Raw genomic sequence first — 13,258 nt, 5'->3', positions numbered from 1 at the left:
CGATTCACCCCTTCAGCCGCTGACTGAAATGTTCCAGCGCCAGGCGATAGCCATGACTGCCAAACCCGGCCATCACCGCCGTGGCAATTGCCGAGACAAACGAGTGATGACGAAACGGTTCGCGGGCGTGGACGTTGGACAGATGCACTTCAATCACCGGCAATTCACTGGCCACCAGCGCATCGCGTATCGCCACCGACGTGTGCGTCCACGCTGCCGGGTTGATCACGATCCCGGCGCAACGACCGCGCGCCGCGTGAATCCAGTCGAGCAATTCGCCTTCGTGATTGGTCTGGCGAAATTCCACGGCCAGGCCGAATTCTTCAGCCGCGCGACCGCACAGTGCCGAAATATCCGCCAGGGTTTCGTGACCATAAGTCGCCGGCTCGCGGGTGCCAAGCAGGTTCAGGTTCGGGCCGTTGAGCACCAGAACGATAGGGGGCATGAGGGGTAACTCCACTTATTGTTTTTGGCTTTGGCCAGACTTTCGGCCTGTGGAGATAAAATGTACTAGATGGTTACCATGGTCAATTGAACAAAAATGCACGTGGCGTTTTATGTTCGGTGATCGCACAGATCAAAAGATCGCAGCCTTCGGCAGCTCCTACGTAGGAATGCATTTCCCTGTAGGAGCTGCCGAAGGCTGCGATCTTTTCGAGTACCCACAAAAAAGCCGTCAATCAAGACGGCTTCCTCGTAACAGCTATCCCGCAATCAACGCCGGGTCAGCAACACACCCGATTCCATGTGGTGCGTCCACGGGAACTGGTCGAACAACGCGCACTGGGTGATGCGGTGCGTGTCGTGCAACTGGGCGATGTTCGCCGCCAGGGTTTCCGGGTTGCAGGAGATATACAGAATGTTGTCGAAACGCCGGGTCAGTTCGCAGGTGTCCGGATCCATGCCGGCGCGTGGCGGGTCGACGAAGACGCTGCCGAACTCGTAGCTCTTCAGGTCGATGCCTTGCAGGCGACGGAACGGGCGCACTTCGTTGAGCGCTTCGGTCAGTTCTTCGGCGGACAAACGCACCAGGGTGACGTTATCCACAGCGTTTTCGCTGAGGTTGCTCAGTGCCGCGTTGACCGAGGTCTTGCTGATTTCGGTGGCCAGCACTTTGCGCACGCGGGTGGCGAGCGGCAGGGTGAAGTTGCCGTTGCCGCAGTACAACTCCAGCAAGTCGTCAATGCGATCACCGAGCGCTTCGTATGCCCAGTTGAGCATCTTCTGGTTCACGGTGCCGTTCGGCTGGGTGAACGCCCCTTCCGGTTGGCGATAGCTGAAGGTGCGACCGCCGACTTCGAGTTTCTCGACCACGTAATCGAGGCCGAGCACTTCGCGTTTGCCTTTCGAGCGACCGATGATGCTGACGCCGAGATCCGCCGCCAGTTTGGTCGCCGCCGCGTGCCAGTGCTCGTCCAGCGGACGGTGATAGCACAGGGTGATCATCGCGTCGCCGGACAGCGTGGTCAGAAACTCGACCTGAAACAACTTGTGGCTCAGCGCCGAACTGGCCTGCCACGCCGCTTTCAGCTGCGGCATCAACTGATTGATGCGCAGGCTGGCGATCGGGAACTCTTCGATGAGGATCGGCGTGCGTTTGTCGTCCTGAGCGAACATCGCGTAATGCCGATCGCCGCCCTCGCGCCACAGGCGGAATTCGGCGCGCAGACGGAAGTTCTGCAGCGGCGAGTCGAACACGGTCGGCTCGGGGGCATCGAACGGCGTCAGCAGGTCACGCAAGCGCGTGACCTTGGCTTCGAGTTGCTCGGCGTAAGCCTGGGAATCAAATGTCATGCGTTGAACCAACCCAACTTGATCACGAACAGAATCGACAGAATCACCAGCGCCGGGTTCAGCTCACGGGCGCGACCGGACAGCAACTTGATCACCGTCCAGGAGATGAAACCGAAGGCGATGCCGTTGGCGATCGAGTAAGTGAACGGCATGGCCAGCGCGGTCACCACAACCGGCGCGGCGACGGTGATGTCGTCCCAGTCTATTTCCGCCAGGCCCGAAGTCATCAACACGGCGACGAACAGCAGTGCCGGTGCAGTGGCGAACGCCGGAACGCTGGCTGCCAGTGGCGAGAAGAACAGCGCCAGCAGGAACAGAATCGCCACGACGATGGCGGTCAAACCGGTACGGCCGCCAGCACTGACGCCAGCCGCGGATTCGATGTAGCTTGTGGTGGTCGACGTACCCAGCAGCGAACCGGCCATGGCCGCGGTGCTGTCGGCGATCAGTGCGCGACCCATTTTCGGCATGTGGCCGTCCTTGCCCATCAGGCCGGCGCGCTTGGCGACGCCGATCAGGGTGCCGGAGTTGTCGAACAGGTCGACGAACAGGAAGGCGAAAATCACGCTGACCAGACCGATGTCCAGTGCGCCTTTGATGTCCAGTTGCAGGAAGGTCGGCGCCAGCGAAGGTGGCATCGACGTCACGCCGCCGAACGGGGTGAAACCCATCACGATGGAGGTGATGGTCACCGCGAGAATGCCGATCAGCACCGCACCGCGCACTTTCAGCGCTTCGAGGGCAACGATCAAGGCGAAGCCGAGGGTGGCGAGAATCGGTGCCGGTTGTTTCAGGTCACCGAGGCCGACCATGGTCGCCGGGTTGCTGACCACGATGCCGGCGTTGTGCAGGGCGATCAGCGCCAGGAACAGGCCGATACCGGCGGCAATCGCCGAACGCAGCGGCAGCGGGATGCTGTTGATGATCCATTCACGGATGCGGAAGATCGACAGCAGGAAGAACAGCACCGCCGAAATGAATACCGCGCCCAGCGCCACTTGCCACGTGTGGCCCATGTGCAGAACAACGGTGTAGGTGAAGAAGGCGTTCAGGCCCATGCCCGGCGCGAGGGCGATCGGGTAGTTGGCGATCAGGCCCATGACCGTCGAACCGATCGCGGCGGCCAGACAGGTGGCGACGAACACCGCACCCTTGTCCATGCCGGTCTCGCCGAGAATGCTCGGGTTGACGAACAGAATGTAGGCCATGGCCAAGAAAGTCGTGATGCCCGCCAGAATCTCGGTGCGCACGTTGGTGTTGTGTGCCTTGAGTTGAAACAGCCTTTCCAGCATGTCTGCTCCCCGTGGCGCGCGTAGCGCCGTGAATGTATCGACCTCAACAGCAAAGCACAGACCGTCGCAAGCGCCTGAGAAATTGTGATGGGCCGGAAAAAGCCGCGCATCATACCAGCAGCATGGGGGATTGGCTGCGATCGTCGGCGATGTTTTGCAGTCAGGCGAAGTGAGCCATACTGCGCGCCTGTTTTGGGGGGAGGGTCATGATGGGCGTCAAGCGCAATTTCGTTCGATCGTTGGGGCTGTTTTGCACGTTTATGGCCGGTGTGCCAGCCGTTATGGCGGCATCGGCGCCACCGTTGACCAGTGTGCAGGTGCTCAAGGTGCAGTCGGCGGCCTGCGGCATCGAAAATATTTCTGATGGGCAGGACAAGACGGCCTGCGACCACGGCGGTGCCAACATCAAGGTGTATGTGCTGGAAATGGGTTACGGCCGAGTTCCCAATGCCGCGCTGGACGGTTTCGAACTGGACGGAATGAAAACCCAGGTCTGCGCCTACGGCAACGGCAACCTCACGCAATGCACCGGCGCCGCGTCGAAGGTCGTCGGCACGCTGTACATCTTTGATCTGGATGGCAAGCAGGAAGGCACGTTCACCTACAGCAACACTTCTATTAACGCGCCGGGCAACAAGGTTTCAACGCAGCTTTACATCAAGTAACGGCTGGCGCTGCGCGATCCAGGCGAAGCTGACTACGCTTAAAGGATCACCCAGCGGACACAGCCTATGACCTTTAGAGCCCTGATTACCCTCGCCGAGGGCATCGATGATCTGCAAAGCGTGACCCTCATCGACGTGCTACGCCGTGCCGGCATCGAAGTCGTCGCGGCCAGCATCGAAGGCCGACGCATGCTCACCTGCGCGCGCGGCACCCGCCTGACCGCCGACGCCATGCTCGTCGATGTGCTGGCGCAAACCTTCGACCTGATCGCTTTACCCGGCGGCGCCGTCGGTGCCCAACACTTGGCCGCACACCAACCTCTGCAACAAATACTTAAGGATCAATCCAGCGCAGGACGCCTGTTCGCCGCCATCGCCGAATCCCCGGCCGTCGCCCTGCAAGCTGCTGGCGTGCTGCGCCAACGCCGCATGACCTGCTTGCCCAGCGCCAGTCATCAACTGTCGGGCTGTACGTTTGTTGATCAACCGGTAGTGGTCGACGGCAACTGCATCACCGCGCAGGGCTCTGGTGCGGTGCTGGAGTTTGCCTTGGCGCTGGTTGAACAACTGGGGGGCAAGGCGCTCAGGGCGAAAGTGGCGGGGGAGTTGTTGGTCTGAGTCGATCAGACGTGTGCAGCGATCGGTTGAATTGGCGGCTGCTCGCGATGTTCTGCTTGCCACAGATCGTAATCAGTTTGAACACCCAGCCAAACGCGAGCCTTACCAATGCCCGCACGCTCCAGGCGTACAGCCAGATCCGGGCTGATCGGCGCATGACCGTGCAATACACGGGAAAGATGTGGGCGCGCAAAACCCAGATGCCGTGCCAGTTCGGTAACACTGATGCCCAACTCGGGCAGAACATCCCTCAACAGTGTTTCGCCGGGGTGTGGTGGGTTGTGTATGGGCATGAGCCTGCTTGCTATTTGTGCTGAAAGGATTTGATCATGGGGCGAGTGTAAGGCGATACATTACACTCAGTGCGGTATCTATGTACCGCACATTTTCATCTGATGTGTGTTTGGCCTGCCGATTTTGCCGATGAACTCAAACCTTCTTCTCTTCCACCGGCACATGCATCCGGTCCCGATTCGCCAGCGTCGGAAACAACTTGATCCACGTCCCCGTCACCACCAGCGTGCCGATCCCGCCCATGACCACGGCGGGCACGGTGCCGAACCAGTGGGCGGTGACGCCGGATTCGAATTCGCCCAGCTGATTGGAAGCGCCGATGAACAGGCCGTTGACCGCGCTGACGCGGCCACGCATTTCGTCCGGGGTTTCCAGTTGCACGAAGGAGGCGCGGATGACCATGCTGATCATGTCTGCCGCGCCGAGTACCACCAGCACTGCCAGCGAGAACCAGAACGAGGTCGACAGGCCGAAGGCGATGGTCGCGACGCCGAAGATGCCGACCGCAGTGAACATCACCCGACCGACGTTACGTTCCACGGCAAATCGTGCGAGGAACAGTGACATCCCCAGCGCACCGACCGCTGGCGCCGAACGCAGCAGGCCCAGACCCCACGGGCCGGTCAGCAGAATGTCCTTGGCGAACACCGGCAGCAGCGCCGTCGCACCGCCGAGCAGTACCGCAAACAGATCCAGCGAAATCGCCCCGAGAATATCCGGGCGGCTGCGAATGAAGCGGATCCCCGCCAGCAACGAATCCAGTGTGGCTTTGCCTTTATTCAACGGTGTTTGCCGTGCGGGCAGGTTGAGCATCAGCGTGCAGGCGATCACGTAGAGCAGCACGGTCGGGCCATACACCCAGACGCTGCCGAACGCGTAGAGCAAACCGCCAAGGGCCGGGGCGACGATGGTCGCTGACTGTTGCGCCGATTGCGCTGCCGCGACGGCTCGGGGGAACAGGGCGCTGGGCACGATGCTCGGCAGCAATGCCTGAGTGGTCGGCATCTCGAAGGAGCGCGCCGCACCGAGCAGGAAGGCGAGGATGAAGATCATCTCGCGGGTGACGTGATCGGTGGCGCTACCAATGGCCAGCGCGAGGGCGATCATGGCCTGCAACGACTGGCAGATCGCTGCGACTTTGCGTCGGTCATAGCGGTCGGCGACATGCCCGGTGTGCAGCATGAACAGCACGCGCGGGGCGAATTCGACCAGACCGACCAAACCCAGGTCGAGGACGTTGCCGGTCAGTTGATAGAGGTTCCAGCCAATCGCCACGGTGAGCATCTGAAAACCGCTGGCAGTGAAAATCCGCGCCATCCAGAACGCGAGAAAGGGACGATGGTGACGTAACAGCAACGGCTCTTGGCTGGGCATCTGAGGGCAGGTCTGGTTCGAGGGGAACCGCGAGGTTATCACCAGTCTGTAACAGGAAGTTGCTATGACAAAAAATTTAGTTAGCCAGACATCGATTTTTTTTGCGGTGCAGATTTGCTTGTGTGGCGAGGGGATTTAGCGAAACGTCGCACCGCCCCGATGGGCTGCGAAGCGGCCCCAAATCCATTCAGACATGCTTTTTCAGATAAACCGTGTTGCCGGGTGTGGCGACTGCTGCGCAGCCGGTCGGGGATAAATCCCCTCACCACAGAGGTTTGTGCAGGCCTGGGGATCTGTACTGTTTTCCTCCCTGCCAGCGTTCTGTGGATTTGTTGCAAAGTTTTGCCGCAGTTATGAGGCAACTTGTCACGCGGCAAACGACCACGCGGTTCATCGGCAAAAATGGGACTACTCTTTCAACGTTGCTTGATCCAGATCAAGACCCCAAACGGAATTGATCAGACGGCCAGTTGGCCAGACTCCCTGCGTTGCGATGGTTTCAAAAAGAACGAATCCGAATTCGCCGCACTCCATATCCGTGGGGGCAGTAGTGCAAGGGGCCACAAGCCCCGCCGCCGGTATTACCTGACAGAGGAAGCCATATGTTCGGTTTAGAGGCACTAGATCTCGCCCGAATTCAATTCGCGTTCACCATCTCGTTCCACATCCTGTTCCCGGCCATCACCATCGGTCTGGCGAGTTACCTCGCCGTTCTCGAAGGCCTGTGGCTGAAAACCCATAACGACACGTACCGTGACCTCTACCATTTCTGGTCGAAGATCTTTGCCGTCAACTTCGGCATGGGCGTGGTCTCGGGGTTGGTCATGGCCTACCAGTTCGGCACCAACTGGAGCCGTTTCTCGGACTTCGCCGGTGCCGTCACCGGGCCGTTGCTGACCTATGAAGTGCTCACGGCATTCTTCCTTGAGGCCGGTTTCCTCGGGGTCATGCTGTTCGGCTGGAACAAGGTCGGGCGCGGATTGCACTTCTTCTCCACGGTGATGGTGGCCATCGGCACGCTGATTTCGACCTTCTGGATTCTCGCCTCCAACAGCTGGATGCAGACCCCGCAAGGCTTTGAGATCATCAACGGTCAGGTGATTCCGACCGATTGGTTTGCGATCATTTTTAACCCGTCGTTCCCGTACCGCTTGATGCACATGGCGACTGCGGCGTTTGTGGCCACAGCGTTTTTCGTCGGTTCCTCGGCGGCCTGGCATTTGCTGCGCGGCAAGGACAACCCGGCGATCCGCACCATGCTCTCGATGGCAATGTGGATGGCGTTGATCGTCGCGCCGATCCAAGCAGTCATCGGCGACTTCCATGGCCTCAATACCCTCAAGCATCAGCCGGCGAAAATCGCCGCAATCGAGGGCCACTGGGAAAACAAGGGCGACGAAGCCACGCCGCTGATCCTGTTCGGCTGGCCGGACATGAAAGAAGAGCGCACCAAGTTCGCCGTCGAGATTCCGTACCTCGGCAGCCTGATCCTCACGCACTCGCTGGACAAACAAGTGCCGGCGCTCAAGGAATTCCCACCGGAAGACCGGCCGAATTCGACCATCGTGTTCTGGTCGTTCCGGATCATGGTCGGCCTCGGTTTCCTGATGATCTTCACCGGTCTGTGGAGTCTGTGGCTGCGTAAACGCGACACGCTCTACACCTCGCGTCCGTTCCTGTACCTGGCGTTGTGGATGGGGCCGTCCGGTCTGATCGCGATTCTGGCGGGCTGGTTCACCACTGAAATCGGCCGTCAGCCGTGGGTGGTCTACGGGCTGATGCGCACGGCGGACGCGTCTTCCAACCACAGCTTTATGCAGATGAGCATCACGCTGATCATGTTTGTCGTGGTGTATTTCGCGCTGTTCGGTGCCGGTCTCGGCTACATGATGCGCCTGGTGCGCAAAGGGCCGAAGATCAGCGAAGGCACAGATACGCCGGACGGTGGCCCTGGCAAAAAACGTACACCGGCCCGTCCGTTGTCCGCTGCCGACGATTCGTCCGATGCCGATCACGGCGACGACGTTCGCCTGACCAAGGAGATTTGACTCATGGGTATTGATCTTCCGCTGATCTGGGCCGTGATCATCATCTTCGGCATCATGATGTACGTGGTCATGGACGGCTTCGACCTGGGCATCGGGATTCTCTTCCCGTTCATCCCCGGCAAAGTCGACCGTGACGTAATGATGAACACCGTCGCCCCGGTCTGGGACGGTAACGAAACTTGGCTGGTATTGGGCGGCGCGGCGTTGTTTGGTGCGTTTCCGCTGGCGTATTCGGTGGTGTTGTCGGCGCTGTATCTGCCGCTGATCTTCATGCTGATCGGCTTGATCTTTCGCGGTGTGGCGTTTGAATTTCGCTTCAAGGCCAAGGACGACAAACGTCACTTGTGGGACAAGGCGTTCATCGGCGGTTCGGTGGCGGCGACGTTCTTTCAGGGCGTGGCGCTCGGTGCGTTCATTGACGGCTTGCCGGTGGTCAATCGGCAATACGCCGGCGGTTCACTCGACTGGCTGACACCATTCACGCTGTTCTGCGGCGCGGCACTGGTGGTGGCGTACGCCTTGCTCGGCTGCACCTGGTTGATCATGAAGACCGAAGGCAAGCTGCAAGAGCAGATGCACAATCTGGCGCGGCCACTGGCATTTGTGCTGCTGGCGGTGATCGGTGTCGTCAGTCTGTGGACACCGCTGGCCCACCCGGAAATCGCCACGCGCTGGTTCAGCATGCCGAATCTGGTCTGGTTCATGCCGGTGCCGATTCTGGTGTTGGTCACCCTGTACGGGTTGATTCGTGCAGTGGCGCGTAACGCCCACTACACGCCGTTCCTGCTGACGCTGGTGCTGATCTTCCTCGGCTACAGCGGCTTGGGCATCAGCCTGTGGCCGAACATTGTGCCGCCGTCGATCTCGATCTGGGACGCTGCATCGCCGCCGCAGAGTCAGGGCTTCATGCTGGTGGGGACGCTGTTCATCATCCCGTTCATTCTGGGTTACACCTTCTGGAGCTACTACGTGTTCCGCGGCAAGGTCACCCACGAAGACGGCTACCACTAAGCGAAACCCTGTGGGAGCGAGCCTGCTCGCGATGGCGTCGGCAGCGACGCCATCGATCTAACTGAGGATCGAAACAATGCCCGGCAAACATTCCCTGCACGACATTGAACAAGCCGAAAAAAAACCGCTGTGGCAGCGGCTCGGCTGGCTGGCCCTGATCTGGGCCGGCAGTGTTGGCGTGTTGTTCATCGCCGCCAGCCTGATGCGCATGTTCATGAACGCGGCAGGCCTGACCACGCACTGAATCTGAATCATCCCCGTCCCGGCGCCTTCGGGTACGGTTTTGTAACCCTCCGCATGGAGGGTTTTTTTTGCCCTGAAGATTATTTTCGGGCTTTGAGAATCACGAACTTCGGCGTCGCCGCGACTTGCTCGACACCCCGGAACAGCCGCGCCAGTTTGCTGTGATAACCCAAGTGTCGGTTGCCGACGATGTACAACGCGCCGCCCACCACCAGCGCCTCACGCGCCTGCTGAAACATGCGCCAGGCGAGGAAGTCGCCGACCACTTGCTGCTGATGGAATGGCGGATTGCACAGCACCACGTCCAGTGATTGCGGCTCTTGCCCAGCCAGACCGTCGCCAGCGCGAACAATCACTTCACGATCACCCAGCGCCGCGCGCCAGTTTTCAGCGGCCGATTGCACGGCCATGAACGATTCATCGACCAGCGTGTACTGCGCGTCAGGGTTGTGCAGCGCACTGGCAATCGCCAACACGCCGTTGCCACATCCGAGGTCGGCGACGCGTGCGCTGCCGAGGTTTTTCGGCAGGTGCGGCAGGAAGGCGCGAGTGCCGATGTCCAGGCCTTCACGGCAGAACACGTTGGCGTGGTTGAGCAGTTCGATGGCCGGTTCGTCGAGGCTGTAACGGCTCGGGTAGGGCGAAATAGCCGGGGCTTTCGCTTCCGGCGTGGCGATCAACAGTCGCGCCTTTTTCACGGCGAGCGATGCTTGCACCGGGCCGATGTAGCGCTCCAGCAGATCACCGGCAGCGCGTGGCAAATGTTTGACCATCGCCGCTGCGATGACTTCGGCGCCGGGAGCGAGTTGCCCTTGCAGGCGAATCAATTGTTCTTCGAGTAGCGCGAGTGTCTTCGGTACACGGATCAACACGCGATCGAACGGCCCGACCAATGGCTCACTCGCCGGAATCGGCCGAATGGCATCGAAGGCCTGACCGTTGCGCAGCAAATTCTTTTCCAGTCCCTGAAAACCCAGAAACGAGTCGCCGCTGCTGCTCACTTCAACCTTGCCCAGCAAACTGGCTGCTAACGCGCCGAAGCTGTCATTGAGCACCAGCACCCGCGTGCTCGCCGCAGGCTGTTGCGCGGCGAGATGATTGAGCAGGTATTCGTCGGCGGCATCGAAAGCTTGCAGCGGTTCGTTCTGCTGTTCGGGCTGGCGAATCAAGTCGAGTTGGGCGAAAGGTGTATCGAGCAAAGGCATGGGGCGGGGACTCAGGGTAATCGAGGGATGTCCCGCAGCCCTGGCATTGTGCGGCGGAACCGACCGAGTGGACTGCAACGCGGGTAGATGGCGTTAACACTCAGGAAGGCCACAAATGGTACGTTTTTTTCTATTCAATTACCCGCACGTTTTCTGTTTGTGCGAGGCCGGCCGTTTAGATATACCCGGCCCGGGCGGCGGCAATGACCGCAGAGATCTTGTTGCACACCTTGAATTTCTCGATCAGGTGCTGGACGTGATAATTCACGGTTCGCTCGCTGAGGCTGAGAATCTTCGAGATTTCATACGCCGTTTTGCCTTGGGCGGACAATTGCACCACTTCCAGTTCGCGCGGCGACAAATGCGGTTGTCGGGCCAGGGCGGGCTTGGGCAACGATTGAGCGAACAAATCCGTCATGTGACTGGTGATGTAAAACAGGCAGCCAAAATGCTCGTAAAGCTCAATCGAATTGACCGGCCCATCGCTTCTGGCCAGGCTGAGGGTGCTACAGACACCAAACTCTTCGCGATGAAATGATTGCGACCAGCCGTGCCGCAGTCCTTCGTGTTGCAGGGCGCGCCAGCGCTTTGGGGCTTTGTCGTAGGCAGTCTTGCTCCATACGAAGGGCAACATTGAACCGTGGCAGTGCGTGGTGACGGGATCAATCTCATCGCTCGGCTCCTGTTCATGGCGTTGTTTCCAGTCGTCGGAAAAGTTATTGATCTCCAGCGTATTGAAGTGCGCCTCACGATAAGTAGAGGCCACGTTGATCGCGCAAAAATCAAAGCCGATGTTTTCCGCGAAGCTCAGCAGAATCGGGTAAGCGCTATCTATGTTTTTTGCGAACGTCAGTTGCCTTAACTGCGACTCCTTCCACTTTTCCATTACAAACGCTCCGTGTACTTGTTACTTGAGGGTGCGTTGGATCCAATGCGCACGAAACCGAGTGTAGGACGTTTCCCACGTCGCGCTGCGATTTTTTTGCTCTTTGTGCTGATGATTATTTGTATAAAACGTTATTAGTAAGTTGTTAATTTAATATGAAGGTCGACATGTTAGTTAACTTAATGTCCTATTCAGTTAATGCCGCTGTTAGTACAACTTGTTGTGGTTAAGGCAGTCGATGCGTAATACCACTACAAATTGGCGGTTTTAACGTACGGCGCTTTGCGAGAGACTACGAACATCGTCGAATGGAGCGCCACATGACCGCCAGCGCAGAAAAATTCACCCGCCAGACTCTGCTTGATGTGCAGCCGCTGACCGCGAATCTGTTCACCTTGCGTACCACTCGTGATGCAGGCTTCAGGTTTCGTGCAGGGCAATTTGCCAGACTCGGCGTCACCAAGGCTGACGGCAGTACGGTTTGGCGTGCTTATTCGATGGTGTCCTCACCGTTTGACGAATTTCTCGAATTCTTCTCGATCGTGGTGCCCGGCGGCGAATTCACCAGTGAACTGAGCCGGCTTGAAGCGGGCGATACCTTGCTGGTCGACCGTCAGGCCTTTGGTTATCTGACGCTGGATCGTTTTGTCGACGGTCGCGACCTCTGGCTGTTATCCACAGGCACCGGCGTGGCGCCGTTCTTGTCGATCCTGCAGGACTTCGAAGTCTGGGAGAAATTCGAGCGGATCATTCTGGTCTACAGCGTGCGCGAGGCCCGCGAACTGGCGTATCAACAGTTGATTGCGGAATTGGCGCAGCGTGACTATCTGGCCGAGCATGCCCACAAGCTGCAATTTATCCCCACCGTGACCCGTGAATCTCATCCCGGCGCACTGAATGGGCGTATCACGACGCTGATCGAAAACGGTGAGCTGGAGCGGGCGGCGGGCGTTGAGCTGACGGCTGAGCACTCGCGCGTCATGTTGTGCGGCAATCCGCAGATGATCGACGACACCCGCGCGTTGCTCAAACAGCGGCACATGAGCCTGAGCCTGACGCGCAGGCCCGGTCAGGTCGCGGTGGAAAACTACTGGTAAAAAAAACGGCGCCTCGAAAGCGCCGTTTTTTGTGCCCGCAGGATTACTCCGGCCGGCTGTTCTGCGCCTTGAGCAGGTCGCGGATCTCGCCCAGCAGTTCCTCTTCTTTGGTCGGAACCGGTGGCAGCGTTGGGGCCACAGCCTCTTCACGCTTCAGGCGGTTGATGGCTTTAACACCCATGAAGATCGCGAAAGCGACGATGATGAAATCCAGAACGGTCTGCAGGAATTTGCCGTAGGCAAGCACCACCGCAGGGGCGGCGCCATCAGCGGCTTTAAGCGTGACGGCTAAATCACTGAAGTCCACGCCTCCGATCAGCAGGCCGATCGGCGGCATGATCACGTCACCGACAAATGACGAGACAATCTTGCCGAAAGCGGCGCCGATGATGATACCGACGGCCATGTCGACCACATTGCCTTTGACCGCGAAGGCCTTGAACTCACTTAGCACGCCCATAGGTTATTTCCTTGTTACAGATGAGATTGGTGTACGCAGTGTAAATCAGCAAAACGCGTCCTGCGCGAAACACCTTCTTACAATGCACATTTTTTATCGACACGCTCTTTGCCGAATAGTTTGAAAAGTGCCATTGAATTGCCCTCGAAACTTGTACGTGCAAGTGCAAAGTCCACAACTTCTGTACAGGTTTAATATTGATACAGTCGCAGGCAAGCGAAATGCCTTGGTCAAAGACAATGCCGATGTATGCGTTATCATCGCGGTTTTT

14 protein-coding genes are annotated in these 13,258 nt (G+C 58.8%); 6 read left to right on the top strand and 8 right to left on the bottom strand.

Translation table 11 applies throughout. From position 1 onward, the window contains the following. Positions 1 to 4: 4 nt before the first annotated feature. The 3 genes from aroQ to AD669_RS23275 all read right to left on the bottom strand — a co-directional run bounded on the left by aroQ (position 5) and on the right by AD669_RS23275 (position 3,086). A complete protein-coding gene (gene aroQ, locus AD669_RS23285; RefSeq protein WP_008084592.1) occupies positions 5 to 445 on the bottom strand; it encodes a type II 3-dehydroquinate dehydratase in 441 nt (146 codons plus the stop codon). A gap of 269 nt (positions 446 to 714) precedes the next feature. Then, entirely contained in the window at positions 715 to 1,794 is a 1,080-nt protein-coding gene (trmA, locus tag AD669_RS23280; RefSeq protein ID WP_053124052.1) for a tRNA (uridine(54)-C5)-methyltransferase TrmA, read from the bottom strand. Then, entirely contained in the window at positions 1,791 to 3,086 is a 1,296-nt protein-coding gene (locus AD669_RS23275) for an NCS2 family permease (protein ID WP_053124049.1), read from the bottom strand. The genes trmA and AD669_RS23275 overlap by 4 nt, the downstream gene beginning before the upstream one ends. 260 nt (positions 3,087 to 3,346) lie before the next feature. On the opposite strand from AD669_RS23275, the gene AD669_RS23270 reads away from it, so the two are divergent. After that, the gene (locus AD669_RS23270; RefSeq protein WP_256218938.1) at positions 3,347 to 3,751 is read left to right on the top strand and encodes a DUF4879 domain-containing protein; all 405 of its coding nucleotides are present in this window, start codon (positions 3,347 to 3,349) and stop codon (positions 3,749 to 3,751) included. 66 nt (positions 3,752 to 3,817) lie between these two features. Next, the gene (locus AD669_RS23265; protein WP_053124046.1) at positions 3,818 to 4,369 is read left to right on the top strand and encodes a DJ-1 family glyoxalase III; all 552 of its coding nucleotides are present in this window, start codon (positions 3,818 to 3,820) and stop codon (positions 4,367 to 4,369) included. Between the two features lie 5 nt (positions 4,370 to 4,374). Here the strand turns inward: AD669_RS23265 and AD669_RS23260 are convergent, their stop codons facing one another. Both AD669_RS23260 and AD669_RS23255 read right to left on the bottom strand, forming a co-directional pair. Beyond that, a complete protein-coding gene (locus tag AD669_RS23260; protein ID WP_053124043.1) occupies positions 4,375 to 4,662 on the bottom strand; it encodes a HigA family addiction module antitoxin in 288 nt (95 codons plus the stop codon). A gap of 136 nt (positions 4,663 to 4,798) precedes the next feature. Beyond that, positions 4,799 to 6,037: an MFS transporter gene (locus AD669_RS23255; protein ID WP_053124041.1), complete on the bottom strand. Its 1,239-nt coding sequence runs from the start codon at positions 6,035 to 6,037 to the stop codon at positions 4,799 to 4,801. Between the two features lie 602 nt (positions 6,038 to 6,639). Between AD669_RS23255 and AD669_RS23250 the strand changes: the two genes are divergently transcribed. The 3 genes from AD669_RS23250 to AD669_RS28285 all read left to right on the top strand — a co-directional run bounded on the left by AD669_RS23250 (position 6,640) and on the right by AD669_RS28285 (position 9,340). Further along, a complete protein-coding gene (locus tag AD669_RS23250) occupies positions 6,640 to 8,085 on the top strand; it encodes a cytochrome ubiquinol oxidase subunit I (RefSeq protein ID WP_053124039.1) in 1,446 nt (481 codons plus the stop codon). 3 nt (positions 8,086 to 8,088) lie between these two features. After that, positions 8,089 to 9,096, top strand: a complete 1,008-nt coding sequence (gene cydB, locus AD669_RS23245) for a cytochrome d ubiquinol oxidase subunit II (protein WP_053124037.1) — start codon at positions 8,089 to 8,091, stop codon at positions 9,094 to 9,096. Positions 9,097 to 9,172: 76 nt separating this feature from the next. Beyond that, a complete protein-coding gene (locus tag AD669_RS28285; RefSeq protein ID WP_082341490.1) occupies positions 9,173 to 9,340 on the top strand; it encodes a DUF2474 domain-containing protein in 168 nt (55 codons plus the stop codon). A 79-nt stretch (positions 9,341 to 9,419) separates the two neighbouring features. Here AD669_RS28285 and AD669_RS23240 read toward each other — a convergent pair whose 3' ends face one another. Together AD669_RS23240 and AD669_RS23235 are read right to left on the bottom strand one after the other, a co-directional pair. Beyond that, complete coding sequence (locus tag AD669_RS23240; protein ID WP_053124035.1) at positions 9,420 to 10,544, bottom strand: class I SAM-dependent methyltransferase; 1,125 nt, start codon at positions 10,542 to 10,544, stop codon at positions 9,420 to 9,422. A 175-nt stretch (positions 10,545 to 10,719) separates the two neighbouring features. Further along, entirely contained in the window at positions 10,720 to 11,430 is a 711-nt protein-coding gene (locus AD669_RS23235) for a LuxR family transcriptional regulator (RefSeq protein WP_053124034.1), read from the bottom strand. A gap of 320 nt (positions 11,431 to 11,750) precedes the next feature. On the opposite strand from AD669_RS23235, the gene AD669_RS23230 reads away from it, so the two are divergent. Beyond that, positions 11,751 to 12,527, top strand: coding sequence for a ferredoxin--NADP reductase (locus tag AD669_RS23230; RefSeq protein ID WP_053124031.1), 777 nt, complete (start codon positions 11,751 to 11,753; stop codon positions 12,525 to 12,527). A gap of 43 nt (positions 12,528 to 12,570) precedes the next feature. Here the strand turns inward: AD669_RS23230 and mscL are convergent, their stop codons facing one another. Then, the gene (mscL, locus tag AD669_RS23225) at positions 12,571 to 12,987 is read right to left on the bottom strand and encodes a large-conductance mechanosensitive channel protein MscL (protein WP_053124026.1); all 417 of its coding nucleotides are present in this window, start codon (positions 12,985 to 12,987) and stop codon (positions 12,571 to 12,573) included. Positions 12,988 to 13,258: the final 271 nt, after the last annotated feature.

It is taken from the genome of Pseudomonas sp. P1.31 (assembly GCF_001269815.1).
Classification (GTDB): Bacteria; Pseudomonadota; Gammaproteobacteria; order Pseudomonadales; family Pseudomonadaceae; genus Aquipseudomonas; species Aquipseudomonas rustica.
The sequence above is the reverse complement of the archived record's forward strand: the minus strand, read 5'-3'. Positions and strand labels throughout refer to the sequence as shown.